23 protein-coding genes and 3 pseudogenes are annotated in these 23,003 nt (G+C 71.2%); 11 read left to right on the forward strand and 15 right to left on the reverse strand.

Annotated elements, in window-relative coordinates; translation table 11 throughout:
* Positions 1-144: 144 nt before the first annotated feature.
* A pseudogene (locus ACFWEE_RS02160) lies at positions 145-741 on the forward strand (Uma2 family endonuclease); the annotation flags it as partial.
* Between the two features lie 48 nt (positions 742-789).
* Here the strand turns inward: ACFWEE_RS02160 and ACFWEE_RS02165 are convergent.
* The 4 genes and pseudogenes from ACFWEE_RS02165 to ACFWEE_RS02180 all read right to left on the reverse strand — a co-directional run.
* Positions 790-1,221 carry a DUF4259 domain-containing protein gene (locus tag ACFWEE_RS02165; protein WP_386885813.1) on the reverse strand — a complete coding sequence of 144 codons (432 nt, stop codon included), beginning with the start codon at positions 1,219-1,221 and terminating at the stop codon, positions 790-792.
* A gap of 160 nt (positions 1,222-1,381) precedes the next feature.
* Positions 1,382-1,819, reverse strand: a complete 438-nt coding sequence (locus ACFWEE_RS02170; RefSeq protein WP_386885572.1) for a hypothetical protein — start codon at positions 1,817-1,819, stop codon at positions 1,382-1,384.
* 88 nt (positions 1,820-1,907) lie between these two features.
* Positions 1,908-2,528: a class I SAM-dependent methyltransferase gene (locus ACFWEE_RS02175; RefSeq protein ID WP_386885815.1), complete on the reverse strand. Its 621-nt coding sequence runs from the start codon at positions 2,526-2,528 to the stop codon at positions 1,908-1,910.
* 216 nt (positions 2,529-2,744) lie between these two features.
* Positions 2,745-3,263: pseudogene (locus ACFWEE_RS02180) on the reverse strand (cysteine hydrolase family protein); the annotation flags it as partial.
* 125 nt (positions 3,264-3,388) lie between these two features.
* On the opposite strand from ACFWEE_RS02180, the gene ACFWEE_RS02185 reads away from it, so the two are divergent.
* Positions 3,389-3,586: a hypothetical protein gene (locus tag ACFWEE_RS02185; protein ID WP_386885573.1), complete on the forward strand. Its 198-nt coding sequence runs from the start codon at positions 3,389-3,391 to the stop codon at positions 3,584-3,586.
* Positions 3,587-4,041: 455 nt separating this feature from the next.
* Positions 4,042-6,084 (forward strand): HelD family protein, encoded by a 2,043-nt coding sequence (locus ACFWEE_RS02190; protein WP_386885817.1) that lies wholly within the window; start codon positions 4,042-4,044, stop codon positions 6,082-6,084.
* Positions 6,085-6,147: 63 nt separating this feature from the next.
* Here ACFWEE_RS02190 and ACFWEE_RS02195 read toward each other — a convergent pair whose 3' ends face one another.
* The 3 genes from ACFWEE_RS02195 to ACFWEE_RS02205 form a co-directional block, all read right to left on the reverse strand.
* Positions 6,148-6,510: a hypothetical protein gene (locus tag ACFWEE_RS02195; RefSeq protein ID WP_386885574.1), complete on the reverse strand. Its 363-nt coding sequence runs from the start codon at positions 6,508-6,510 to the stop codon at positions 6,148-6,150.
* 201 nt (positions 6,511-6,711) lie between these two features.
* Positions 6,712-7,599 carry a septum formation family protein gene (locus tag ACFWEE_RS02200; protein WP_386885575.1) on the reverse strand — a complete coding sequence of 296 codons (888 nt, stop codon included), beginning with the start codon at positions 7,597-7,599 and terminating at the stop codon, positions 6,712-6,714.
* 139 nt (positions 7,600-7,738) lie between these two features.
* Positions 7,739-8,788: a WD40 repeat domain-containing protein gene (locus ACFWEE_RS02205; protein WP_386885576.1), complete on the reverse strand. Its 1,050-nt coding sequence runs from the start codon at positions 8,786-8,788 to the stop codon at positions 7,739-7,741.
* 168 nt (positions 8,789-8,956) lie between these two features.
* Between ACFWEE_RS02205 and ACFWEE_RS02210 the strand changes: the two genes are divergently transcribed.
* Both ACFWEE_RS02210 and ACFWEE_RS02215 read left to right on the forward strand, forming a co-directional pair.
* Entirely contained in the window at positions 8,957-9,733 is a 777-nt protein-coding gene (locus ACFWEE_RS02210; RefSeq protein ID WP_386885578.1) for a GDSL-type esterase/lipase family protein, read from the forward strand.
* Between the two features lie 207 nt (positions 9,734-9,940).
* A complete protein-coding gene (locus tag ACFWEE_RS02215; RefSeq protein ID WP_386885579.1) occupies positions 9,941-10,759 on the forward strand; it encodes a hypothetical protein in 819 nt (272 codons plus the stop codon).
* A 95-nt stretch (positions 10,760-10,854) separates the two neighbouring features.
* Here ACFWEE_RS02215 and ACFWEE_RS02220 read toward each other — a convergent pair whose 3' ends face one another.
* The 5 genes and pseudogenes from ACFWEE_RS02220 to ACFWEE_RS02240 all read right to left on the reverse strand — a co-directional run bounded on the left by ACFWEE_RS02220 (position 10,855) and on the right by ACFWEE_RS02240 (position 14,665).
* The gene (locus tag ACFWEE_RS02220) at positions 10,855-11,496 is read right to left on the reverse strand and encodes a TetR/AcrR family transcriptional regulator (RefSeq protein ID WP_386885581.1); all 642 of its coding nucleotides are present in this window, start codon (positions 11,494-11,496) and stop codon (positions 10,855-10,857) included.
* Positions 11,497-11,864: 368 nt separating this feature from the next.
* Positions 11,865-13,355: a hypothetical protein gene (locus ACFWEE_RS02225; RefSeq protein ID WP_386885582.1), complete on the reverse strand. Its 1,491-nt coding sequence runs from the start codon at positions 13,353-13,355 to the stop codon at positions 11,865-11,867.
* A gap of 270 nt (positions 13,356-13,625) precedes the next feature.
* Positions 13,626-13,865, reverse strand: a complete 240-nt coding sequence (locus ACFWEE_RS02230) for a superinfection immunity protein (protein WP_386885584.1) — start codon at positions 13,863-13,865, stop codon at positions 13,626-13,628.
* Positions 13,866-13,916: 51 nt separating this feature from the next.
* Positions 13,917-14,147 (reverse strand): annotated as a pseudogene (locus tag ACFWEE_RS02235) (pyridine nucleotide-disulfide oxidoreductase); the annotation flags it as partial.
* Positions 14,148-14,455: 308 nt separating this feature from the next.
* The gene (locus ACFWEE_RS02240) at positions 14,456-14,665 is read right to left on the reverse strand and encodes an EF-hand domain-containing protein (RefSeq protein ID WP_386885585.1); all 210 of its coding nucleotides are present in this window, start codon (positions 14,663-14,665) and stop codon (positions 14,456-14,458) included.
* Positions 14,666-15,069: 404 nt separating this feature from the next.
* Between ACFWEE_RS02240 and ACFWEE_RS02245 the strand changes: the two genes are divergently transcribed.
* Positions 15,070-16,038, forward strand: coding sequence for an SGNH/GDSL hydrolase family protein (locus ACFWEE_RS02245; protein WP_386885586.1), 969 nt, complete (start codon positions 15,070-15,072; stop codon positions 16,036-16,038).
* Between the two features lie 91 nt (positions 16,039-16,129).
* Here ACFWEE_RS02245 and ACFWEE_RS02250 read toward each other — a convergent pair whose 3' ends face one another.
* The 3 genes from ACFWEE_RS02250 to ACFWEE_RS02260 all read right to left on the reverse strand — a co-directional run bounded on the left by ACFWEE_RS02250 (position 16,130) and on the right by ACFWEE_RS02260 (position 18,121).
* Positions 16,130-16,792, reverse strand: a complete 663-nt coding sequence (locus ACFWEE_RS02250) for a pyridoxal 5'-phosphate synthase (protein ID WP_386885588.1) — start codon at positions 16,790-16,792, stop codon at positions 16,130-16,132.
* Complete coding sequence (locus ACFWEE_RS02255; RefSeq protein ID WP_386885589.1) at positions 16,789-17,025, reverse strand: hypothetical protein; 237 nt, start codon at positions 17,023-17,025, stop codon at positions 16,789-16,791. The genes ACFWEE_RS02250 and ACFWEE_RS02255 overlap by 4 nt, the downstream gene beginning before the upstream one ends.
* Positions 17,026-17,116: 91 nt before the next feature.
* Positions 17,117-18,121: an aldo/keto reductase gene (locus tag ACFWEE_RS02260; RefSeq protein ID WP_386885591.1), complete on the reverse strand. Its 1,005-nt coding sequence runs from the start codon at positions 18,119-18,121 to the stop codon at positions 17,117-17,119.
* Between the two features lie 166 nt (positions 18,122-18,287).
* Here ACFWEE_RS02260 and ACFWEE_RS02265 point away from each other — a divergent pair, with 166 nt between their 5' ends.
* The 5 genes from ACFWEE_RS02265 to ACFWEE_RS02285 all read left to right on the forward strand — a co-directional run bounded on the left by ACFWEE_RS02265 (position 18,288) and on the right by ACFWEE_RS02285 (position 22,603).
* On the forward strand, positions 18,288-18,701 hold the full coding sequence (locus tag ACFWEE_RS02265; protein ID WP_386885592.1) for a MerR family transcriptional regulator: 414 nt from the start codon (positions 18,288-18,290) through the stop codon (positions 18,699-18,701).
* A gap of 285 nt (positions 18,702-18,986) precedes the next feature.
* A complete protein-coding gene (locus ACFWEE_RS02270) occupies positions 18,987-20,015 on the forward strand; it encodes an NlpC/P60 family protein (protein WP_386885594.1) in 1,029 nt (342 codons plus the stop codon).
* Between the two features lie 134 nt (positions 20,016-20,149).
* A complete protein-coding gene (locus tag ACFWEE_RS02275) occupies positions 20,150-20,479 on the forward strand; it encodes a hypothetical protein (protein WP_386885595.1) in 330 nt (109 codons plus the stop codon).
* Positions 20,480-20,657: 178 nt separating this feature from the next.
* A complete protein-coding gene (locus ACFWEE_RS02280; RefSeq protein WP_386885597.1) occupies positions 20,658-21,026 on the forward strand; it encodes a YbjQ family protein in 369 nt (122 codons plus the stop codon).
* A gap of 410 nt (positions 21,027-21,436) precedes the next feature.
* On the forward strand, positions 21,437-22,603 hold the full coding sequence (locus ACFWEE_RS02285) for a cellulose binding domain-containing protein (protein WP_386885598.1): 1,167 nt from the start codon (positions 21,437-21,439) through the stop codon (positions 22,601-22,603).
* The last annotated feature ends 400 nt before the right edge of the window (positions 22,604-23,003 follow it).

Here is a 23,003-nt window from a genome sequence, read left to right on the forward strand (position 1 = left end):
TGGACGACGGCCCCGTACACCTCGGTGTGCGGGGCCGTCGCCGTACCGCCTCACCCTCGCGGGTGATCTTGCGGCCTCGCGACGGAGGGGAGCGGTCCGACCCGCCATGATGCTCTCGACACCAGTGCACCCAGGAGGGACGCCATGTCCGCGGCAGCAGTCGAGTACGCCGGTGACGGTGAGCCGGAGTCCCTGCTCGACAGTGCCAACAGGCTCATGGAGCAGCTTCCCGGCCACCGGGTCGAGATCATCGGAGGCGTCATCACCGTGGGTCCACGCCCTGACGGCCCGCACGGGCGTGCGCTCACCAAGCTGATGCGCTCCTTCATCGCAGCAGGGCTCGACGACGGAGGCTCTGCGGTCATCCAGGGCATCGGCCTCTGGCTCCCCGGTGGTCCGCAGGACTACGTGATCCCCGATCTGGCCCTCGTGGACGCCGACTTCGACGCCCATCGGGCCGAAAACCACTGCTACGACCCGGCCATCTTCCGTCTCGTGCTGGAGGTCACCTCCAGCAACTACCGCAGCGACCTCCACCTGAAGCCGGCCGTGTACGCGGAGGCCAAGGTCCCGGTGTACGTGGTCCTGGACCGCCGTCACGGCCGGGTCCACGTCCTCACCGAACCCGGCGGCTCGTCCTACGACCGGCACGAGGTGTACGCCCCCGGCCAGACGGTCACGCTGCCCGCGTCGATCGGCGCGGAGGTGACGCTGGACGTGGCGGAGCTCGTCGCGGCGGGCAGCCGGACGGCGGAGGGGGCCCGGCCGGCCGACTGCCCCCGTCCCCTCCTACACGGGCGCCCCCGCCGCCAGCACGGCTCTGAGGCGTCCGATCCCCGCCAACCACTCCACCGGCTCGGCGCTCTCCCCCCACAGCTCGCGCAGCTCGGACGTCTCCGCGGTGACCTGGTCGAGGGCCCGCACCGCGAGTCCGAGCAGCACGGACGACGGGGCACCGCCGGGCAACGGCACCGGTTCGTCGGGGCCGTACGGGGTGTCCACCGGTTCGCCGCCCGGGCAGTGGGCAGCGAGCAGCGCGGCGGCGGCGACCGCCTCCATCGCCTCGTCGCTGTCGAGGAAGCCCTCGGCGCCCGCGTGCACGGCTGCTTCCAGCGCCTGTCCGATCAGCGCCGCGCGCTTCTCCGGGTCGCTGTCGTCCAGCTTCCCGCCGAAGTCGGCGGCCGTGTCGTTGTCGAAGTGCCCGATGCCCCACGTACCCATGTGACTCTCCCGTTCTCGGATGGCGACTACAGCCTGTCACCCCCCACTGACAACGGGCCCTCCGTCACCGGTACGGAACCGGGCCGTGCGCGCTAGGCCGTGTGTCGAAAGTGGCGTCGGCCGCCCGGTCGCCGGACAGGCGGGACTTTCGACACACGGCCTAGTGGCCCCGGCCGGGCGGCTGAGGGTCCGAGCGGAGCCCGATGGCACTGTGCCGGATGATGTCGGCCGAGGCATCGCCGGAGTCCCGTCCCCGACGCGTCAATGCAGTCAGTCGCGACAGGAGGTCGTGCGCCGGCTCACCCAGCACGACGGAGCTGATCACCATTTCGAGCATGACGCAGTCGTAGGCGTCGTCCCTGTTCTTGTAGCGCGCGGCGTCACGCTCGACCACGGCGTCGGCGATCCGCCATCCGCCGCCGTCGACGGGCACGAAGGTCGCCGCGAAGATTCCGTGACCGGTCCAGCTCCGGTGCAGGGAGACGACGTCGCCCTCCGCGTACACGTTCCACTTCTCGTCCATGTCCTGGGCGCGGTAGCCGAGCCGGATTCGCTCCCAGTCCTCGTCCGACCAGATCCGCCGGGGCAGCTGCGGCATCGGCCGAGGAAGTGAGATCGGCGCCCTCTTGTTACGGCGGGAGGTCGTGGACCGGGTCACGTGTTCGGCGTCGGGCATGGAGCGATTCTCAGGCACGCACCCGCTTCCGCGCCAACACGAATCCCTGCGGGGTCGGCTCCGGGAACTCCCCGTCGGTGTCGGCTTCGCGCACGGTACGTACGCGGGGCTCGAAGCCCGCCACCGCGAGCAGGGCCGCGACCGTCTCCGGGCGGCGGCGGTGGAAGTCGAGGGCGATCGGGCGTCCCCAGGCGTCGGTCCGGTGGCGGGTCTCGTCGCCCGCCTGGAAGCCCAGTTGCAGGTGCGCTCCCGGGGCGAGTACGCGGTGGAACTCGGCGAAGACGGCGGGGAGCAGGGCGTCGGTGATGTGGATGACCGAGTACCAGGCGAGGAGCCCGCCCAGGGAGCCGTCGGGGAGGTCGAGCGCGAGCATCGAGCCCTCCTCGAACCGGAGGTCCGGGTGTTCGGCCCGTGCCACCGCGAGCATGCCGGGCGAGAGGTCGATTCCGAAGACGTCGGCGCCGAGCCCGCGCAGGTGGCCGGTGATCCTGCCCGTACCGCACCCCACGTCGGCGAGCGGCCTGCCCCCGCCGGTCTCCCGTACGAGGTCCACGAACCCGGCGAGCAGCGCGCGTTCCAGCGGCTTGGCGTCCAGTTCTGCGCCGAACCGGGCCGCGTACTCGGTGGCCATGACGTCGTACGAGGCCCGCGTGGCGCGTACGAACTCGGGCTCGCATTGCGCGACTTGGACACTGTCCCCGGAAGTGAAGTCCACCTCGGAGGCGTTCGGCACCCGGATGCGGCGCCCGGGGTGGCGGAGGTTCCGGAAGATCTCGTTGTGGTGCGCGACCGACCGGTCCGGGGTCGCGTACGCCTCGTCGCCGGGGCCCCGTACGGAGGTGGTGTGCCCGTCCGCCACCAGCACCAGGTCGTACCCGTGGCTCAGCGCGGAGCGTGCGGTGGTGTCCACACAGATCTCGGTGGCGAACCCGGTGACGACCACCTCGGTGATCCCGCGCGCCCGCAGCAGGGCGTCGAGACCGGTGCCGAAGAAGCTGTCCGGCGCGGTCTTGCGGACGACCGGCTCCCCCGCTCCGGGGGCGAGTTCGGGCACCACCTGCCAGCCCTCGGAGCCGACGTCGAGCCCACCGCCGCCGTCCTGCACCGTGACGATCAACGCGCCCGCCCCGGCGGCGCGTCGGCGCAGCTCCGCGATGACGGCGACGGTCTCTGCGGCCCGGTGGGCGAGGGCCACCGTGTCGTTCTGCATGTCGATGACGAGGAGTGCGGAGGTGGTCGGCATGGGAGGAGAGCGTAGGGGGTGGCGGTGGTCTGGAGCGCCGCCGGGGCGGGCCGGGGCGACCGAGTGCCCGTGGGCGGGAGCGGACTGTCCGCCTGTGCGGGGCCATGAACAACCCGTGCCCATAAGGCTGTTGATCGCCCTGACCGGTGTCCATAGGATCGGGAGCCGGACATCTGCTGCGGGGTCGGGCCCGAACGGGGGCGGCCGGAGGCGGAGCGCCCGTTCGGCGGACAACTCTGGGAGTGCTGATGAACCGTACGGCTCGGAACTGGTCGATCGCCGCGGCTGCGGCTGTGGCGTTGCTGGGCTCTGTCGCCGGTGGGCAGCTGGCAGCGGCTGCACAGGTGGTCGCGCACGGCGCGGAATCGGTTGTGCACGGATCCACCGCCACCCATCCCTCCGACGGGGAGACCGTCGTGGTCGCGCACAACTTCATGGGTGGGTGACGTCCTGAAGGCTGTCCCGCAAATCCTGGTGGATCGGTGCACCAGGAGTGGCACAACAGCCTCCGAAGCGTGTTGCGAACCGCCCCCCTCCGGCTCCCTTTCGGCGAGTTCCGGAGGGGGCTTCGTCGTTCCGGAGCCGCCTTCGGTGGCCAATCGGTCGGCGCTTCCGACAGGTCGAAGGAGGCTCGTCGCTCTCTTCGGTGAAATAGGGTCCGCCGGTGTTCGTGAGGAGCGCGGAAGCGAATGGCGGAGGGCGGGAAACGGGGGGCGAGCCGCACGTCCCGGGCGCTTCCGTGTCCGCCCGCACCCCACCGCGAGGCCGCATTTCGGCAGGCAAGTCAAGACTTATCTTCCGGCTTCGACGACTCTAAGGTGTGGGCTCGAATCGAAGGAGCCTCCTGTTGTCGAACCCGAATGATCCCGCCGTGCGCGCCCTTGACTCGGAGCGGGATTACGTGTCTTCCCTCTACGACGTGCTCGATGAAAGGATTTCCGAGGCGCGGGCACACCGGGCGCACGTGCTGAAATCCCCGGCGGAAAGCGCCGGTGAGGCATATGAGAGAGAAATCGCCACCGAGCGTCTGACCAAGGAAATCGGCCGGCTGGAGAGCGCCGAAAAGGGGCTGGTCTTCGGGCGCGTCGACTGGACGGACGGCACGACTCTGCGCATCGGGCGGATCGGGCTGCACACGGAGGAGGACGACCTTCCGCTGCTCGTGGACTGGCGGGCGAACGCGGCGCGGCCCTTCTACGAGGCGACCCCGGTCCACCCGATGGGCCTGCGGCGGCGTCGGCACCTGGGCCTCGACGAACGCACGGTCGTCTCGGTGAGCGACGAACTGCTGGACGGGTCCGCCCCGACCGACGAGGACGTCGTCGGGGACGGCCCGTTGACCGAGGCGCTGTCGGCCCGGCGTACGGGCAGGATGCACGCGGCCGTCGCGACGCTCCAGGCCGAGCAGGACGAGATCGTCCGCTCCGCGCACCGCGGGGTGACCGTGGTGCAGGGCGGGCCCGGCACCGGAAAGACGGTGGTCGCCCTGCACCGGGCGGCGTACGTCCTGTACGCGGTCCCGCGCGCCGCGGAGGAAGGCGTCCTGGTGGTGGGGCCCAACGCCCGGTTCCTCGACTACATCTCCCAGGTCCTCCCCTCGCTCGGAGAGAACGACGTCGTGCTGGCGACCTGCCGGGAACTCGCCGGAGTGCCCTCGGGAACCCCCGACGCCGTCGACCCGTTCGACACGGCGCGCCTCAAGGGAAGTTCGGCACTCGCCGACGCCCTGGCCGACGTGCTGCGCGGCCACCAGGCCCCCGCCGGCGACTTCGCCGTGCGGGTCGGGCAGGAGCGGGTCCACCTGCCCGCCGAGGAGGTCGCCGCGGCCCGCGACGCCGCCCTGGCCGCCGCGCCGGGGCACAACCCCGCGCGCCAGGTGTTCAAGGAGCTCCTGGCCGACGCCGTCACCGACGCGATGCAACGGGACATGGGCGACCTCCTGGAGCAGATCGACGCCGACGCCGCCGCGATGACGGGCCTGGACCTCGACCGGTTCACGGGAGCCGCCCAGCACCGTGCCGAGGGTGCGGCCGACCCGGGCCAGGCCCACGAGCTGGACCTGGACGCGCTCCGCGCCGATCTCCTCGACGATGCCGGATTCGACCGGGCGGTCGAGGCGTTGTGGCCGCGGCTGGTACCGGGTGACCTCGTGAAGGCGCTCCTGACGGACGCCGACGCGCTCGCCGAGCGCCTGCCCCACCTGACCGCGCGGGAGCGGTCCCGGCTGCTGCGCGGCCCGGACGCCCCGTGGACGGAGGCCGACGTGCCGTTGCTGGACGAGGCGGCGAGCCTGGTCGACGGCCCGCCGGAGCGGACGTACGGGCACGTCGTCGTCGACGAGGCGCAGGAACTGACCGCCATGCAGTGGCGGATGATCGTCCGCCGCTGCCCGGCGCGGGCGATGACGCTGGTGGGCGACTTCGCCCAGGCGGGCCCCGTCGCGACGGCACGCGACTGGAAGGAGGCGCTGAGCCCGCATGTCGGGCCGCGGTTCAAGCTGCATCACCTGACGGTCAGTTACCGCACCACGCAGGAGATCCTGGAGAGCGTCCGGGACCTGCTCACGCGGATCGCCCCGGACCAGAAGCCCACCCGGTCACTGCGGAGCGGTGAGAGCCCGCGCACCGTGACCGCGCCTCCGGACGGCTTGGTCACCGCCCTCGTCCGCGAACTCCGCACCCAGAGCACCGCGCACCCGGGCGAACTGCTGGGGGTGGTCTGCGCGGACGGCAGAGTGGGCGAGCTGACGGCCCGGGGCGTCGCCCGCCACGCACGCGTCGTGCCCGCGTCCGAGGCGCGTGGCCTGGAGTTCGACGGGGTCGTCGTGGTGAGCCCCGAGGAGATCGTCGCGGCCCGCCCCGGTGGGGAGCGGGACTTGTACGTGGCTCTGACCCGGGCCACCAAGCGCCTCTGCACCGTCACGGTCGCCGGGCAGCCCGCCTGACGACCTTCCCCGGCAGGTACGGCCGACCGGCGCCCGTACCTGCCGGTCAGGTGTCCCTTCCGCTCAGCCGTCGCTGGGCGAGGGCCCGAAGAAGACCGACCGGACCTTCAGCCGTTCCGAGCCGCCGCCGGTGTGCGGGCGGAGGTTGAAGAAGTCACCTGTGCAGTCGGCACCCGCGAAGACCGTCGCCCAGGCGTCCGTGCGGTTCTTCGGCGAGTGGCCGGGCTCGGGGTTCTCCGGGCCGACGCCCGGGAGGTCGATGCACACGCCGCTGGGCGGGTTGTTGAGGAAGCCGGACGCGTCGTACCCCTCGTCGGTCACGTAGTCGTAGCGGAACTGCCCCTCGGCGGCGGAGGCCGACGTGGGGACGGCGGCGAAGAGGAGGGCGGCGCCGAGAACGGCGGGGAAGGCGGAGCGGAGGCGCATCGGTGGGTCTCTCTGCTGGGGGAGGTTGTCGCGGCCCTCTTCTGCCCACCGGGCAGCGCCCCGCATCCGTACCTCACTCGTACGGAGGGCGGCGAAACGGCCCTGCACTCCGCCAACCGGTCCACCCTGATCCCGCACCGCTCGCGCGGGAAGGGCCGGCGCCCCCGGCACCGGCCCTTCCACCGCACCGCCCCCGTGGCGTCAGCTGGTCCAGCCGGCCGCCATGTCGTCCGGGACGGTGGTGGCGAGGCCGAGTTCCTTGCGGGCGGCGACGGCCTTGGCCGGGTCGATGGCGTCGTAGGCCGAGGAGTACGGGTCGTAGAACGCGTCCGCGTCGGGGGCGTTCGCGGCTTCCTTCCACTTCTTGTCCGCGGCCTCCAGCTGGGTGCGCAGCTTGGCCGTCTCCGGCTGCTTGACGCCCTGGAGCGCGGCGAGGTGGGCGTCGAGCGCGGTGGCGACGGCGGCCGACTGCGCCTTGTAGCCCGCGAGGTCGTCCTCGACCGTCTCGGCCTCGGGCTGGTTGGACCAGAGCGCCTCGTAGAAGGCGTACTCGTTCTTGAGGTAGGAGGCCGCGTCGGCGCTCAGCGGCTTGCTCTTCAGCGTGCCGGTGATCTTGCCGGTGTCCTTGCTGTACGAGCAGCTGACCGTCCGGTCGCCCGTCGCCCAGGTCTCCTTGGTGGGCTGGTAGTACGAGCCGCCGACGTCCGTCGGGATCGCCCAGGTGTCGGGCGCGAACTTCTGCTCCTCGACGGCGCAGCGGGTGTCCGAGGCCTCGGCGAGCGCGTCGTCACCGGGGTAGGCGCCGTCGTCCAGCTTGAACTCCCCGTAGATCTGGGCCTGGTGCGGTTCGGTGCACGGCACGACCTCGATCGCGAGCTCCTCGGTCGCCTCCTCGCCCGCTTCGGCGGGGGCCGTGTTCGGGTTGTAGCAGTCGCCGACGTCGAGCGAGAAGACCGACCGCTGACGCGCGGCCTTCTTGATGCCGTCCTTGGCGGTCTCGGCGACCGAGCATCCGGACGCGCCGATGGCGAGAAGTGCGACGGCGGCGGATATACCGCGGACATGACGGGACTTGGCACCGAAAGACATGGCGTGTGAATCCTCAAGCGGAAGTAAAGGGGACGAACTGATGTGCGCATCGTATGGCATGACTGTGACAACGCTGTGCGAACAGGTTTTGAACCGTCATTCCGCGGGTAGTCGGGAGTCTCGCCCCGTCAGCCGCCCGTCAGCCGCCCGTACGCCGCCGCTTCGACCGGAGTACGAACCACACCAGGCCGATCAACACGAGGCCCCCGAGCAGCGTCCCGCCCTTCCCGGCCGCTCCCTCGTCACCGTCACCGCCACCGCCGTGGTCGCCCCCGGCCCCCTTCTCCCCCGCCGACGCGGACGAGGTCCCGCCGGAGGCCGAAGTCCCGCCCGACGCGCGCGGTTCGGGGGTGGCCTGGGCCGCGTTGGTGCCCTTCACGTCCAGGCGCCGCACCTCGCTCCGCTCCCCCTCGGAGCCGAGCATCAGGGCCGTACCGTCCGCCGTGTACGTGACCGACTCGGCCTGCCCCTGGAAACCGGCGCCGACGCCGCGCGGGTCGCCGAGCTTCCCGTCGTCGAAGGTGTACGCGTCGGCGCCGAGGTAGCCGCGCAGCACCAGCCGCGTACCGTCCGGGGAGAACGCGCCGTCGGTCACCCACGGCACTTCGGCGACGCGGCGGAAGACGTTGTTGCCGCTGGTGGAGAGGTGCGCCGGGCCCTCGTAGAGGCCGCCGCCGGCCTTGTTCTTGGAGGCGATCCAGACCCGCCCGGTCTTCGGGTGGACCATCAGCGCCTCGGCGTCACGGGCCCCGTCCGCGTACACCACGTCGAACTGCGTGGCGCGCACCGTGACGTCCTTGAGCACCTTCGGTTCGGGGAGGCGGTAGATCCAGACGTGGTCCCAGGTGCCGTTGAGGTTGTCGCCGATGTCGCCGACGTAGAGGTTCCCGTCGGGGCCGAGGGAGATCGCCTCGACGTCGCGCGGCTGTCCCACGCCGGTCATGGTGACGGTGGCGACGGTCTCGCCGGTGCGGGAGTCGACGGCGTAGAGGTAGGGGCCGTCGTCGCTGTCGTTGTGGGTCCAGTAGACGCCGGGGTGGACGCGGCTCGCGGCGAGGCCGCTGGACTCGGTGATCCGCGGGTCCTCGATGGTGAAGGTCTGGTCGGCGCCTTCGTCCGCCTGGGCCGGGACGGTCCCCGCGAGCAGCAGCAGGGCGGCGGTACCGAGGGCGGTGAGAGAGGCACGCATGGCGCAAGTGTCCATCATCACGGTGCGGCCCGAATGCGGGATCGGGGATGATGGCGCCATGCGTTCTCTGCCTGCCGCCGCCGACTCCACGCCCGGGTCGTGTGGTGAAAGCGGCGTCGTCCGCCCGACAGGCGGGACTTTCACGAAGCGGCCCGGCGGCGGTGGGGCATGACCCGTCACGCGACCGTTCGGCCGGACGCCGTGCGCTTCCTCTTCGTCGGTGACTCGATGACCGTCGGGCGGACGGGCGACTTCACCTGGCGCCACCGGATGTGGCAGCACTTGGAGGCGACCGTCGGCGAGGGCGGGTACGCCGTCGTCGGCCCACGCACCGGGCTGTACGACGCCGAGGCGGACGCCGCCGTCTCCACGGCGTACGCCGACCCGTCCTTCCCCGCCCCGGCCCGCCGTCATCTGTCCGGCTGGGGCGAGGGCTGGCTGCACATGGCGCCGCTGATCGAAGAGGCGGTGCGCACCTCCCGCGCGGACGTGCTGCTGGTGTCGCTCGGTCTGATCGACCTCGGCTTCTACACCGACGCCGAACAGACCGCGGCGAACGCGCGCGCCTTCATCGCCGCCGCCCGCGCCGCGAACCCGCGCGTCAAGCTCGTGCTGCTGCCGGTCATCCCGAACATCCGGGCCGAGTCCGACGCGCCCTTCGCCGCCGCCTGCGCCCGGTTCAACACGCTGCTCGCCGAGGCCGTCGCGGACCTCGCCACCTCGGGCTCCCCGGTGGTGCTGGCCCCGCACCCGTCCGGCTACGACATCCACACCGACACGTACGACGGCACGCACCCCGGCCCGAGCGGCGAACACAAGCTGGCCGCGGCCTTCGCGGACGCGATGCACGAGGCGTGGTCGATCGGCGGCCGGTACGCGGCCGAGCCCGCCCCGGCCCTCGCACCCCCAACCACCCCGGCCCCGGTCCCCGAGCCCGCGCTCTGAGGCGACCACCCACGCTCCGAGGTGGCCGCCCACGCTCCGAGTCGACCACCCCGCGCACACTTCCTTCACCCTGCCTTCGGAACGTGCTCATACCACTGATAATCTGCGGCCCCCCGCCTGCCGGTGACATGCCCTGGCAGGCGGGGCTTGTACTCCGTGCGCTCCGCACCTTCCGTGCGCGTGCGTACGCGTCGAAGGGGGTCTCTGTTGAAGGCAGTTCACCAGTCCGGCACGGTCGTGGCGCTCGCCGGGGCGCTGGCGCTCGCCGCACTCTCCACCGCTCCGGCCGCGCAGGCGGCGTCCACCGGGATCACGGTGTCGAACATCGTGGTCAACGGCGGCAAGCCGATCGTCGTGGGTACGAGCGACGCCAAGGAGCCGACGCTCAACTTCCGGGTCACGCTGCCCGCCGGGTACGCGGTGGACAACCAGTCCCGGTACACCGCCGAACCGTTTCTCTACCACGGCTCCACCCCGGCGAAGGGCGTGGCGGCCCACGACGCCCTCTTCATGGGCTCCTACGTCTGCTCCACGGTGAGCACCCGCGTCGCCGACTGCAAGGGCAACCTCTGGATCAAGCCCTCGCAGCTCAACTCCAGTGCTGACGCGGGCACCTGGAAGCTGGGGTTCGTGGCGGAGCTCATCAGCACCAAGGGGACGGTCACCGCGAAGGAGTACAAGACCGCCACCGGCACCGCCCCCGTGCGCCGCTGGGCCAGCCTCACCGCGAACGCGGCTCCGGAGCCGGTCGCGAAGGGCAAGACGCTCACGGTCACCGGCTCGCTCACCCGCGCCGACTGGGCGACCCACAAGTACGTCGGGTACGGCAGCCAGACCGTGTCGCTCCAGTTCCGCAAGGCGACCAGCTCGACGTACTCCACGGTGAAGACGGTCAAGTCCGGCTCCACCGGGGCCCTGAAGACGACCGTGACCGCCTCGGTGGACGGCTACTGGCGCTGGACCTTCGGCGGCACCCCCACCACCGGCACCGCCACGGCCACCGGCGACTACGTCGACGTGCGCTGACCGGCACCCGAGCGGCGGAAGGGCCACGGCCGGTACGCGGGACTTCTCCTCCCGCGTACCGGCCGCACGTCAACGGGCCATTGCGCACGCGGCGTTCAGCCGGTGCGCTGCGTCCCCAGCATCGACAGCGCCAGCTCCCACAGCTCGCGCGAGACCTCTTCGGGGCGGGCCCGCCGGGACCGCCGGGTGTGGTGGGCCATGAGCTCGTGGACCGTACCGACCATGACGAGCACGTCCGCCTTGTGGTCGCCCTCCTCCGCCTCGCCCCGCGCGACCGCGCGCTGGGTCTCGCCGGTCAGCCAGTGCGCCCAGACGTCACGCCACCGCTTGCAGTGCGCGTCCACCGCCCGGCTCACGCCGAGCACCTCGACGAAGGTCACCCGGGCCTCGCGGGGGTCCTCGGTCACCGCCTTCACATAGGCGTCGAACAGGACCCTCGTGCGCTCGGCCATCGAGCACTCGTCCATGCCCTCGGCCATCATGGCGTTCTCGGCGGCTCGCAGGCCCTTGGTGGTCACCCAGTCGTGCAGGGCGATCAACAGACCTTCCAGTGAGCCGTATTCCTCGTACAGCATCGACACCGGAACACCGGCCTTTTCGCAGACTTCCTCGTCGGTGGTCTGCGCATAGCCGAACGTGCCGAACATCGCGCGTGCCGCGTCCAGCAGTTGGGCGCGCTCCCGTGTACGAATCCTGTCCACGGACTCGGTACCCAGAGTCCCCCAGCTGTCCGTCACCGGTCCTCCTTAGGCAGAAACGCGGGAGAGGGTCTGGTCGTCGCCTCTGCTATCGAACCGCCCGAGTCATTGTGCTCGCACAACACGCCCCATGGGCGAAACGCCACACTCTGCCACCCATGCAGCTTTCGAACGCGGAAGCGTTGACGTGCGAAACGCCGTACGAAAGAACCCGCCCCATCTGCCTTCTTTCGAGGGGGAATTCGAAGACCTGCACGGAAAATGCGGCTAACCCACTCGGACGGGTGACAGGCTCGCTCCGGCGCCCACGGCGCGGCCGGGCGAGTCGTCGCGCGCCGCCCTGCGGCATCTCACTCGTGCCGCGGCATCTCACTCGTGCCGCGACACTTCACGCACGTCGCGACGGCTCACCGCTCAAGCGCGGCGTAGGCGGCTGCCTCCTCGGCCGGATCGTGCTCCGTGCCGGGCGGTGCGGCGGCACCGGCGAGGACATCACGCCAGCCGCCCTTGCCGTCCCCGGCCGGCCCGTCCTCGCCCCGGGCCCGCGCTGCGGCCTCCCGGTGGGCCGCCCACGCAGCCCAGGCCTCCGCCGCCCGGCACGGGCCGCACAGCACCTCTCCGGCCCCCGCCCGGAACACATGCTCGTCACCCGGTCCTTTGCAAGTCACGAGGGGCAACGGAGACACGTACGCGGGCTCCTCCTCCACACCCTGGGGACCTACGCCCTGGGGGCGCGACGCGTCCACGGCCACCGCACCCATCCCGACGGATCGACGCTCCGGCGGCGCGGGCATCCTGCTCTCCAGCCGCTTCCGTACGAACCCCGGCGGCCAGTACACCCCGCCCTCGGGGAGCAACGAGACCAGCGCCCGCTTCAGTTCGGCCGCCGACACACCTCGCCGCATCCACTCCGCCGCCAAGTCGACGAGCTGCCGCGCCTCCTGCGCGCCCAGACGCAACTGGCTCGAAGCCCGCCCCAGCGACAGCAGCACCCGTTCCGCCTCCACCTCCTCGGCGCCCCACTCCTCCACCGGCTTCGACGCAGGCTCCGGCCGGGCCACCCGCACAGGTACGGGTACGGGCACAGGTTCCTCAACCGGAACCGGAACCGGCACGGAATCCGGCACGGAATCCCGCACGGGCACCGAAACCGGCACGGAATCCGGCTCGGAATCCGGCACGGGCAAGGACACCGGCGCCGAAGCGGACCCCGCCACCGGGGACTCGCCCCTCTCCCCCTCCCGGGACTCCTGGTCGTTCAACCACTCCGGTGGTTCGGTCCAGAAGCCTTCGCCGTCCTCCGCCGCGAATTGCGAGACCTTGTCGAACTTGCGTCCGTACGCCATTCGTTCAGTTTTCGAAGCGCGAACACGCCTGGAAGGTAGGGGGTATGAGCTCCCCGGAGTATGTACGTGTGGTGGAGAGCCACCGGTCGACCGGGCTCCCGGAAGTCCGGTCGCCGGAAAGTGATCACTCGGCGCGACCTGCGGAAACGCGACGTCCACGGGGTGCGCGGACATCTCGTCCACCTCGTCGTCGTCGAGGCCCGCATAGTCCCGGCAGCTCTCCCAGTACTCCTCCGCCTGCTGCCGCGTGGTCGGCGCGTTGGAGAGGATCTGCGCCGTGGCCCACCGGCCGCCGGAGCGCGGGTACGGCCACTCGTGGAGATAGCCCTCACGCTTCAGGAACTTCTTGGCCTTCTGGTACGGGCCGGGCCTGATTCCCGCATCCCGCGCGAATTCCCACAACGGACCCAAGGCCCGGGGCTGTTGCGCGGAGGGAAGGCTCTCCAAGTACAGAATGATGATCTTCGCGTCACTGTTCATCCGACGCGAACCGATCAATCCGCCCGAACGCCGCCCGGTGCTCAACACCGGCGAGATAGCATGCCAAAGCATCGCTGTGGAGTCTCGATCCACTCGTGGTGAAGGCCCTCGGACGGTGTTCCAGCACCCCCGGGGGCCGCTCCATGCGCTCGACGGCGCACGGAGCTTGATGACGCGATCACCGTAAATCACGCCGTGGGCACGGTTGTCCCAGTTTCGGAAAAAACAACCCCTGCGTGTGATCACGGACTTCGCACACCCCCCGCGCCACGGCCCGCCCCCCTCCGAACGGGCCATGCCGCACAGGTCATGCGGAACGGGCCACGCCGTACAGGTCCCGGTTCAGGCCGCGACCCGACCGCCCGGCACCGGCACGGCGGCGGACTGGGTACGCATCCTCAACGCCATGTACAGGGCCACGAACCAGAACACACCGGTGCAGGCGCCCAGCGCGTTCACCAGGACGACCAGCCACAGGCGTTGCACCCGACGCCTGTACGCGATGAACGACGGCACCGCCAGGAAGAGCAGTGCGCACAACGACATGAAAAGCAACTCGTAGAGACCGACGTCCGAGAACACCGGCTCACCCCCCTGCGCCGTAGGCCGTCCCGCCGGGCGGCAGGCCGGCCGTCAGCGTACCGGCAGCTCTCGCGCCGCGTAGTAGGCCTGCGGTGCGGCCTCGGCACCGGAACCCATGGCGGTCGTGACCCGCTGGAAGCGGGCGGACCGCAGGTCGCCCGCCACGATGACGCGAGGATGCTGAGCGGCCGGAGGGCAGTATCCGTCGGTCTCCCGGACGAGGTCCCCGGGCGGGGCCACGGGCGCGCTCCCGAGGCTGAGGCAGGCGGCGTCCGCGACGACCGCGCCGACCACGGGCGTCATGCCGTGATCACGTGTGCGGATTCAGACCGTAGCTCACGGACTCCCGTCCACGCCGGGTCCGCGAAGAGACCGACTTGCTGCCCAGCAGTACGGTGACACGCGCTTCGAGGGCGGCGTTGAGAACCGGTCGGCCGGAAGGTGCCGTGCCCGTCCCGGCCAGACGGGGGCGGCGGGTGCGTGGCCCCGCCGGGCCCGTCCCGCAGGCACGGGGAGGACGCTCCCCGGCTGCGGGCCGTGCCCGGTCGAGACCGGGAGGTGCGGGCGGAGGCCCGGTGCCGCCGCGCCGGTCAGGCGAAGAACGACTTGAACTCGGCAAGGGTGATGCGCCTGTCGCCGTCGGTGTCGGCCGCGCGCACGAAGTCGGCGAGCTTCACACCGTCGAGGACGCCGTCGGTGTCGTCGTAGTCCCGCAGCTCCCGCAGCCGGATCTCTCCGCTCCCGTCCGCGTCGATCTTCGCGAATGCGGCCTCGGCCTCGGCTTCGGTCAGCTTGCTCATCGTTTCTCCTGGGTTCGTGCACGAGGGGGCCTGCCCCGTGACGCCCGAGACGCCCAGTGGGGCCGACACTCCGCCTCGTGGGGAAGGTCGTTGGATCACGCGCAGTGCACGCACCCGGCCCAACGACTCCCGACCGCTGGGGATGCGCCCGCGTTGTCCGGCCGTTCCCCGTCGACGCGGTGCGCCCGATCCCGGGCACCAGCACGTGACGCGGTTTCGGGGTCGCCCCTGGTCACTCCCCCCTCAAACCCGGTCGGCCCGGAAGACCGTCCACGAAGACGGAACGGCAAGGCGGTGTGCACGAGCCCCACTCTTGAGTGAACTCCGCGTAGGCAATCTAGTGCGGAGAGTGACATCTCCCATACGGTCGGCGCGCTACCACCACCCCGTCCCCTGGAGGATTCATGGCCCGCTTCCGTACCCGTCCGGCCCTGCTGGCCTCGGCCGCGACCCTCGCCGCGACCGCTCTCGTCTCCACCCAACTCGTCGGTGCGCAGCCCGCCGCAGCCGCCGACTACGACTGGGTGGCCCTGGGCGACTCGTACACCGCCGGGGTCATTCCGGCCGCCGGTGACGTCTTCGAGATCCCCCGCGACGGCTGCGAGCGCACCGACCGGTCCTACCCGCAGGTCGTCGACCGGGACCTCGGCTCGTTCTTCGAGCTGACCAACGTCAGCTGCGGGGCCGCCACGATCGAGGACGTCACCTCCAACGCGCAGGTACCGATCGGCCGGAGCGTGCCGGGCAGGCCCGACCCGGAGTCCCCCTTCGCCCCGGTGCCGCCCCAGTCGGACGCGGTCAAGTCCGGCACCGATGTGATCACCGTCGGCGTGGGCGGCAACACCCTCGGGTTCGGCGACATCCTCTTCAAGTGCCTGGAACTGGGCGAGGGCAGCGGCGGCGTGGGCACCCCGTGCAAGGACGAGCTGACCGCTTCCGTCCCCGGCAGGCTGACCAAGGTCGGCGAGGAGTACGACGACATGCTCGCCAAGCTGCACGAGAAGGGCCCGCACGCCAAGATCCTGGCCGTCGGCTACCCCACGGTCGTCCCCGAGGACACCTCCAAGTGCCGGTACAACGACCCGCACCAGTTCCTCTCGATCACCGCCGGTGACCTGGACTGGCTCCGCCAGGACGTGCTGGAGCCGCTCAACAAGGTCATCGAGAAGGCGGCCGACTCGCACGACTCGGCCACCTTCGTCAACCTCTACGACTCCTCCGCGAAGCACAGCGTCTGTGACGCCGGCAAGTGGATCGAGGGCATTCTCGACCAGGACAACCAACTGGCTCTCGTGCACCCCAACGCCAAGGGCCACCGCAACGCCGCCGACCACGTGACGGAGGCGATGCTGAACGCCGTCAGCCCGAACTGACCTGCGGCCCACTCCCGCGGGCGGTCCCGCGGCCCGTTTCCTCCGCTCTCTCCCGCGGAGGAAACTCCGCGCGGAGCCCGTCGGTGCGACCTCAGGGCCACAGCATCCGCTTGGTCCACCCGTCCGGTGAGGACAGGTAGGCGAGCCGGGTGTGGCGGCGCTCCTTGTCGCCCTGCCAGAACTCGACCGACTCGGGGCGCACCGAGTACAGCGTCCACCCGGGTGCCACGAGGTCCGGCTCGCTCTCGACCCTTGCGAGCGATGCCTTCACCTGGGCGTCCCGCTCGGCCGGGTCCGCGAGGGGCTGGGACTGCCGGCCGAGCAGGGCTTCCGCCCGCGCCCCCGCACCTCGGGCGAGGAAGTCGGCGGCGCACCGTTCGGGGGTCTCGCGGACCACCGGTCCACGCACCCGGACCTGGCGGGCGAGCGGAGCCCAGTAGAAGGTCAGCGCCGCGTAGGGGCGGTCGGCCAGGTCAAGGCCCTTGCGGCTGCCCGCGTCCGAGGCGAACTGCCAGCCCTGGGGGCCCACGTCCTTGAGGATGAGTACGCGTGCGGTCGGATCGCCCCCGGCGCCCGCCGTCGCCAGGGTCATGGCGTGCGGCTCCTTGACCCCGGCGCTCAGCGCCGAGAGCAACCACTCGGTGAAGAGTTCGTCCGGAGTGTCCGGCGCGGTCGCCGGGTCGAACCCGGGAAGGTCACCGGCGAAGACCTCGATGCCCCGCAGAATCTGCCGCAGGTCGGACGTACCCGTCATGCTCCACTCCCTCGGCCGTGATCGCTCGACGTCGAGCCGAACCTATCAACCTGCCCCGCGGCAGACGGCTCGGGAGGATGCCGTCGCGCGGTCCGGCGGCGCCGAAGTGCCGCCCGCACCCAGAGCGTCAGCCCCACGAGGGAGCAGATCACCGTCAGCCCGACGACGATCGGCACCACCGCCACCAGAGCGAAGGTGAACAGGAGCTCCATCCAGGTCGGTTCGTCGCCCATCGTGCTTCCACCCCGTGCCATGGCCATGAACGACACGACGCCGGGACGCCGGGCTCAGTTCCCCGTGCGCGCCTCCCGCGCTCCGGGCCCCTCACTCCCCCGGCAGCGTCTCCGCACTCCCCGGCAGCGTCTCCGCGCGCGCCGCGTCCAGGACCGCGCGTTGCTCCGGGGCGAGTTCGACGTCCACCGCCTCCAGCGCCTCGTCCATCTGCCCGGGGGTGGAGACGCCGATCACCGGCAGCACGGCCGGGTCCCCGCCCAGCAGCCAGGCGTACACCACCTGGTTGACGGTGGCGCCGGTCTCCGCCGCGACCTCGCGCAGGGCGGCCAGCTGCCGGTGCGAGGCGGGATGGTCGTACGGGGCGGGCAGCGGCTTGGCCGGGTTGGAGTAGGCCCCGTCGAGAAGGGCCGTGTAGGCGAGCAGGGTGAGTTCAGGCCTGCGGCGCACCTCGGCGAGGACCGCGTCGTCCGCGTACCGCTGGACCCCGAAGTCCGTACCGGGCAGGGGGCGGAGGTACGTGTGGCGCTGCTGGAGCGCGACGGCGTCGCCCAGGCCGAGTGCGGCGGCGGCTTCCTCGGTGGCGCGCAGGCGTGCGGCGGTCAGGTTGCTGACGCCCGCCATGCCGACGGCGCCGCTCGCGATCAGTTCGCCGAAGACGCGCACGGTCTCCTCCAGCGGGGTGTCCGGGTCGTCGACGTGCCGGTAGAGCAGATCCACCCGGTCGGTGCCGAGACGTTCGAGGCTGCCCTTGAGGGCGTCCCGTACGGCGGGGGCCGAAAGGCCCTCCAGGATGTCGGCCGCCCGGTCCGGGCCGACGGGGCCCACCGGCCGGCCGCCGAGCTTGCTCGCGAGGACGACCTCGTCCCGGTTGCCGCGCCGCGCGAACCAGCGCCCGAGCAGGGTCTCGCTCTCGTCGCCCGTACATCCGTCGATCCAGAAGCAGTAGTTGTCCGCCGTGTCGATGAAGTTGCCGCCGCGCTCGACGAATCGGTCGAGCAGCGCGAAGGACGTCTCCTCGTCGATCCGTGCGCCGAAGGGCATCGCCCCCAGGCAGAGCACGCTGACGTCGCGGTCGCCGATGCGGTGGTAGCGCATGTGTCTCCTCGTGTGCGGGCCGGTGGGGCCACGTCGGTGTCGGCCCCACGCTCACATCCGGCGCGCGGGGCCACGTCGGTGTGGACCCACGCTCACATCCGGAGCGCGCTCCGGATCAAGTCCCGGTGGCCGACCGCCCGTCCGTACCGGCGGCAGAATGGCCCGCATGGAACCAGAACCGGTGACCGCCGCGTTGCTGACGCCCGCCGAGACCGCCGCGGAGTCCGGGTTCAGCCTGGACACCCTCCGCTACTACGACCGGATCGGGCTGCTGGGGCCGGTGGCGCGCTCGGCGAGCGGGCACCGGCGCTACTCCCCCGGCGATCTGGAGTGGCTCGCGGTGCTGCGCTGCCTGAGAGAGACGGGCATGCCCATCGCGGACATGCGGAGCTACACCGAGCTGGCGAAGGCGGGTGACGGGACCGTGCCGGAGCGGCTGGCCGCACTGGAGGCGCACGACCTCCAGGTCGAACGCCGGCTCGCCGAGCTTCTCCATCAACGTGCGCATCTGAAGGAGAAGATCGCGTACTACCGATCGCTCGAAAGGGAGGAAAACGGCATCAACCACGCGGATGACTGACAACGGCGGCCGGGGAGCCCGGAATCCGGCCGGGCGGACGCTGAACGTCAAGTCGTCGTTACACGCCGTGTGTTGTGAGTAAAGAAACGCGCCGAGCGCCGCTATTCCCCCGGCGGAGATTGCTCCGATCACAGAGTGGTCACTAAAGTCAGGGCTCGAACCTTCGCGCGATCGACCACCCAACCGGGTGACAGCGAAGATGCCGTCGTCTCCGTGACGTGCCGGGAGCCAGGGATTCAGCTCCCAGCGGCCCGGCGGGCGGCTCGATGAGAAGGAGCTCGCTCCGTGGCGTCCCACCGTCGTCCCAAGCCGCCGAGCCGCGCGCGCGTGACCGTGCTCACCGCCACCGCCGCCGCCGCTGTCGCCCTGACCTCCCAGGCGGCCCACGCCGACCCGAAGCCGACCAAGAGCGAGGTCAAGGCGAAGGTCGACAAGCTGTACTCGGAGGCCGAGAAGGCCAGCGAGAAGTACAACGGCGCCAAGGAGCAGCAGGACAAGCTCAAGAAGGAAGTCGACGCGATCCAGGACAAGGTCGCGCGCGAACAGGACGAGCTGAACGCCCTGCGCAGCGAGCTGGGTTCCATCGCCACCGCGCAGTACCGCAGCGGCGGCATCGACCCCTCCGTGCAGCTCTTCTTCTCCTCGGACCCGGACAGCTTCCTCGACCAGGCCTCCGCGCTGGACAGCCTCACCGCGAAGCAGGCCGAGTCGCTGGAGAAGATCCAGGCCAAGCAGCGCGCCCTCGCCCAGGAGCGCAAGGAGGCCCAGGGCAAGCTCGGTGAACTCGCCGAGGTCCGCGAGGCGCTCGGCAAGAGCAAGAAGGCGTCCCAGGCCAAACTGGCCGCCGCCCAGCACCTGCTGAACACCCTCACCGCGGCCGAACGCGCCCAGCTCGCCGAGCAGGATCAGCGCGCCAGCCGCGACGCCGGTGCGCGGGTCGACCTCGGCAACGAGCTCCCCGCCTCCGCCGTCGGATCTGCCGCCCTGTCGGCCGCCGCCACCCGGATCGGGATGCCGTACTCGCACTCCGCCACCACGGGCCCCAACTCGTTCGACTGCTCGGGCCTGACCCAGTGGGCGTACCACCAGGCCGGTGTCGAGATCACCCGCACCACGTATACCCAGTTCAACCAGGGCACCCATGTCTCGCAGAGCGCCCTGAAGCCCGGTGACCTGGTCTTCTTCAACGGCAACTCGCACGTCGGCCTGTACGCCGGAGGCGGCCAGGTGCTGCACGCCCCCTACCCGGGTGCCTACGTCCGCTACGAGTCGATGAGCACCATCGGCAGCTTCTACGGCGCGGTACGCATCTGATCACGCGTCTGGTCATGCCGTAGGTGCCCCCGCGCCACGGAGTCGGGTCGAGTCGGGTCCTCACGCACACGGCACGCGGGGAGCGCACACGCCGGGGGCAGATCATGTGGGGCAGAGGCTGTGGCGTCGGTGCGGTGTGCGGCCTTCTCGCCGCCGCCCTCGCCTGCGTCCTCATCGGCAGGGCCTGGGCCACCTGCGACGTCGGCGGGAACTCCTACGCGAACTCGCTCACGCTGGTCGTCCTCTTCGTCCCGCTCTGGATCGTCGGCGCCCTGTGCTGGGTGCTGCCGTACGGGCTGCTGGGGCGGCGCCCGAACGGCGGGTGGGCGGTCGCGACGGGCACGGCGGCCACCCTCCTCCTCGTCTGGTCCGCGGCCACCTGGCTGGGGATGCCGGACGACTACCCGGCGCCGTTCTGCGTGGACGGCGTGCCGGGGTGGTGGCCGACGTGGATACCCGCGTGAGCCTCGGACTGAGGCCGGGCGGACCGGGCAGACGAATCAGTGGAGGACTCGAACTCAGCTGCGTCCGAGCCGAGTTACCCCCGTCACCATCGGGCGGGAGGCCCCGGCCGTACGGAACGCCGAGCCCCTGAAGGCACTCACGCCCGCCCGGATCCCCCTACCACGTGAGGCGAATGCCATGTCCCTGGATGACTACACCGGCGGCCAGCCAGGCGGCTCCGATGTCCTGGTCGTGACCACCAACGACGTACCGGGCTACGAGGTGGCGCAGGTGATCGGTGAGGTGTTCGGCCTCACCGTGCGCTCCCGCAACATCGGCTCCCAGCTCGGCGCCGGCCTGAAGTCGGTGATCGGCGGCGAGCTGAAGGGCCTGACCAAGACCCTGGCGGAGACCCGGAACGAGGCGATGGAACGCCTCGTCGAAGCGGCCCGCGCCCGCGGCGCCAACGCCGTACTGGCGATGCGCTTCGACGTCACCGCAGCCGCGGACATCGGCACCGAGGTCTGCGCCTACGGAACCGCTGCGGTCATCGCCCCGAAGGCCTGACCCCCGGGAAGGCGGACGGCGGGTGGTCTCCCGCGCCGACGGCCACCGCCAGGTGACCATGCCCGTCGGCGCGGGGAGACCACCCGCCGTCCGCGACCGGGGCCCGTCCCGCCCGTCCGGGACCGGTCGCGCGCCGCTGCCGGACGGCGGCCGACTGCTGACCGAGCGCGTCAACTCCCAGTCATGCGCGGCGAGTTCTGCGGAAGCGCTTCACCTTCCACGAGCGTCCCGCACCGCAGGGCCGACCGCCCCAACGGGCCCCCGTCGAAGGTCTCGTCGAACGTCCCGTCGAACAAAACAAACCCTGTCCACCGTCTTGTCACCCTCTCCCGGCCACCCCTACAGTCCCCCCGGATGGGAGCGCTCCCACACCCGCCCCGCCACCTTCCCCCACTGCCCGAAGGGACATGATGCGACACCGTGCACGCACCCTCCTGACAGCTCTGACGCTGATGCTGGGTACGACCACCGCGCTGCTCACCGCCACCCCGGCCACCCAGGCGGCCACGCAGGCCACCGGCCAGTTGTGCGAGCAGTACGGCACCACCACCGTCCAGGGCCGCTACATCGTCCAGAACAACCGCTGGGGCACCAGCGCCACCCAGTGCATCGACGTCAACGACAGCGGGTTCACCGTCACCCAGGCGGACGGCTCCGTCGCCACCAACGGTGCCCCGAAGTCGTACCCGTCCATCTTCCTCGGCTGCCACTACACCGCCTGCTCGCCGTCGACGAACCTGCCGAAGCGGATCGACACCATCGCGGCGGTGCCGACCTCGCTGACGTACGGATACGTCAGCAACGCGACCTACGACGCGGCGTTCGACATCTGGCTGGACCCCCAGCCGAAGACGGACGGGGTCAACAAGACGGAGATCATGATCTGGTTCAACCGGGTCGGCTCCATCCAGCCCATCGGCTCCCCCACCAGCACCGCCACCATCGGCGGCAAGACCTGGGAGATCTGGACCGGGAACAACGGCGGCAACGACGTGATCTCCTTCGTCGCGCCGTCCGCGATCAGCAGCTGGTCCTTCGACGTCAAGGACTTCATCGACCGGACCGTCAGCCAGGGCATGGCCTCCAGCAACTGGTACCTCACCAGCGTCCAGGCCGGCTTCGAGCCGTGGATCAACGGGGCGGGCCTCTCGCTCTCCGGCTTCTCGTCCTCGGTGACCGACGGCCAGGACACCAACGGCAACGGCACCGGCACCACGACCCCGCCCGGCGGCGGCACGACGACCCCGCCCGCCGGACAGGCCGCCTGCCAGGTCGAGTACACGCCCAACGTCTGGCCGGGCGGGTTCACCACCAACGTCACCGTCAAGAACACCGGCACCACGGCGGTCAACGGCTGGGACCTGGCCTTCACCCTCCCCTCCGGCCAGCAGGTGTCCCAGGCCTGGAACGCGACGGTCAGCCCCACCAGCGGCGCGGTCACCGCACACAGCACCACGTCCAACGCCGTCATCAGCCCCGGAGCCACCCAGAACTTCGGCTTCCAGGGCACGTACACCGGCACCTACACCGAACCGACGGCCTTCACCCTCGGCGGATCCGCCTGCACGGTCGTCTGACCGGGGCCGTCCGCACGGTCGTCGGACCGGGGCCGCCGCCCCGCAGTGAGGCACCCGCAGCAACGCCCCCGTAGTGACCCTGCCGGGAACGCCCGCACCCGGCAGGGTTCCTACGGTGCGACCCCGTCGCCCGAGACCCCGGGAAGTGCCGTGCCGAGGACGGGCCCGAACATCGAGTGGGCCGTGCGCTGAACCCGCGCCACGGCACCCTGAACGCTTCGTCCTCGGGCGCGGCCCACCGGTAGGTTGAAGCCCCCCGCACCGAGGATTCGAGGGACGCCCATGGCCACCGCACCGGATCGCTTCAAGGACACCGGGCCCGGCCGGCCCCCGCGCCGCACGCTCTTCGGCGAGGTCGCCGAGGTGTACGACCACGGGCGCCCCGGGTACGCCTGACCCA

This window comes from Streptomyces sp. NPDC060184 (assembly GCF_042728795.1).
GTDB lineage: Bacteria > Actinomycetota > Actinomycetes > Streptomycetales > Streptomycetaceae > Streptomyces.

Bases quoted from the DNA above. Each gene is read 5' to 3' on its own strand.
- ACFWEE_RS02165 (WP_386885813.1), bottom strand. From the start codon at position 1,221: ATGGGTACGTGGGGCATCGGGCACTTCGACAACGACACGGCCGCCGAC.
- ACFWEE_RS02170 (WP_386885572.1), bottom strand. From the start codon at position 1,819: ATGCCGCAGCTGCCCCGGCGGATCTGGTCGGACGAGGACTGGGAGCGA.
- ACFWEE_RS02175 (WP_386885815.1), bottom strand. From the start codon at position 2,528: ATGGCCACCGAGTACGCGGCCCGGTTCGGCGCAGAACTGGACGCCAAG.
- ACFWEE_RS02185 (WP_386885573.1), top strand. From the start codon at position 3,389: ATGAACCGTACGGCTCGGAACTGGTCGATCGCCGCGGCTGCGGCTGTG.
- ACFWEE_RS02195 (WP_386885574.1), bottom strand. From the start codon at position 6,510: ATGCGCCTCCGCTCCGCCTTCCCCGCCGTTCTCGGCGCCGCCCTCCTC.
- ACFWEE_RS02200 (WP_386885575.1), bottom strand. From the start codon at position 7,599: ATGTCTTTCGGTGCCAAGTCCCGTCATGTCCGCGGTATATCCGCCGCC.
- ACFWEE_RS02205 (WP_386885576.1), bottom strand. From the start codon at position 8,788: ATGCGTGCCTCTCTCACCGCCCTCGGTACCGCCGCCCTGCTGCTGCTC.
- ACFWEE_RS02210 (WP_386885578.1), top strand. From the start codon at position 8,957: ATGACCCGTCACGCGACCGTTCGGCCGGACGCCGTGCGCTTCCTCTTC.
- ACFWEE_RS02225 (WP_386885582.1), bottom strand. From the start codon at position 13,355: ATGCTTTGGCATGCTATCTCGCCGGTGTTGAGCACCGGGCGGCGTTCG.
- ACFWEE_RS02240 (WP_386885585.1), bottom strand. From the start codon at position 14,665: ATGAGCAAGCTGACCGAAGCCGAGGCCGAGGCCGCATTCGCGAAGATC.
- ACFWEE_RS02245 (WP_386885586.1), top strand. From the start codon at position 15,070: ATGGCCCGCTTCCGTACCCGTCCGGCCCTGCTGGCCTCGGCCGCGACC.
- ACFWEE_RS02250 (WP_386885588.1), bottom strand. From the start codon at position 16,792: ATGACGGGTACGTCCGACCTGCGGCAGATTCTGCGGGGCATCGAGGTC.
- ACFWEE_RS02255 (WP_386885589.1), bottom strand. From the start codon at position 17,025: ATGGGCGACGAACCGACCTGGATGGAGCTCCTGTTCACCTTCGCTCTG.
- ACFWEE_RS02260 (WP_386885591.1), bottom strand. From the start codon at position 18,121: ATGCGCTACCACCGCATCGGCGACCGCGACGTCAGCGTGCTCTGCCTG.
- ACFWEE_RS02265 (WP_386885592.1), top strand. From the start codon at position 18,288: ATGGAACCAGAACCGGTGACCGCCGCGTTGCTGACGCCCGCCGAGACC.
- ACFWEE_RS02280 (WP_386885597.1), top strand. From the start codon at position 20,658: ATGTCCCTGGATGACTACACCGGCGGCCAGCCAGGCGGCTCCGATGTC.
- ACFWEE_RS02285 (WP_386885598.1), top strand. From the start codon at position 21,437: ATGCGACACCGTGCACGCACCCTCCTGACAGCTCTGACGCTGATGCTG.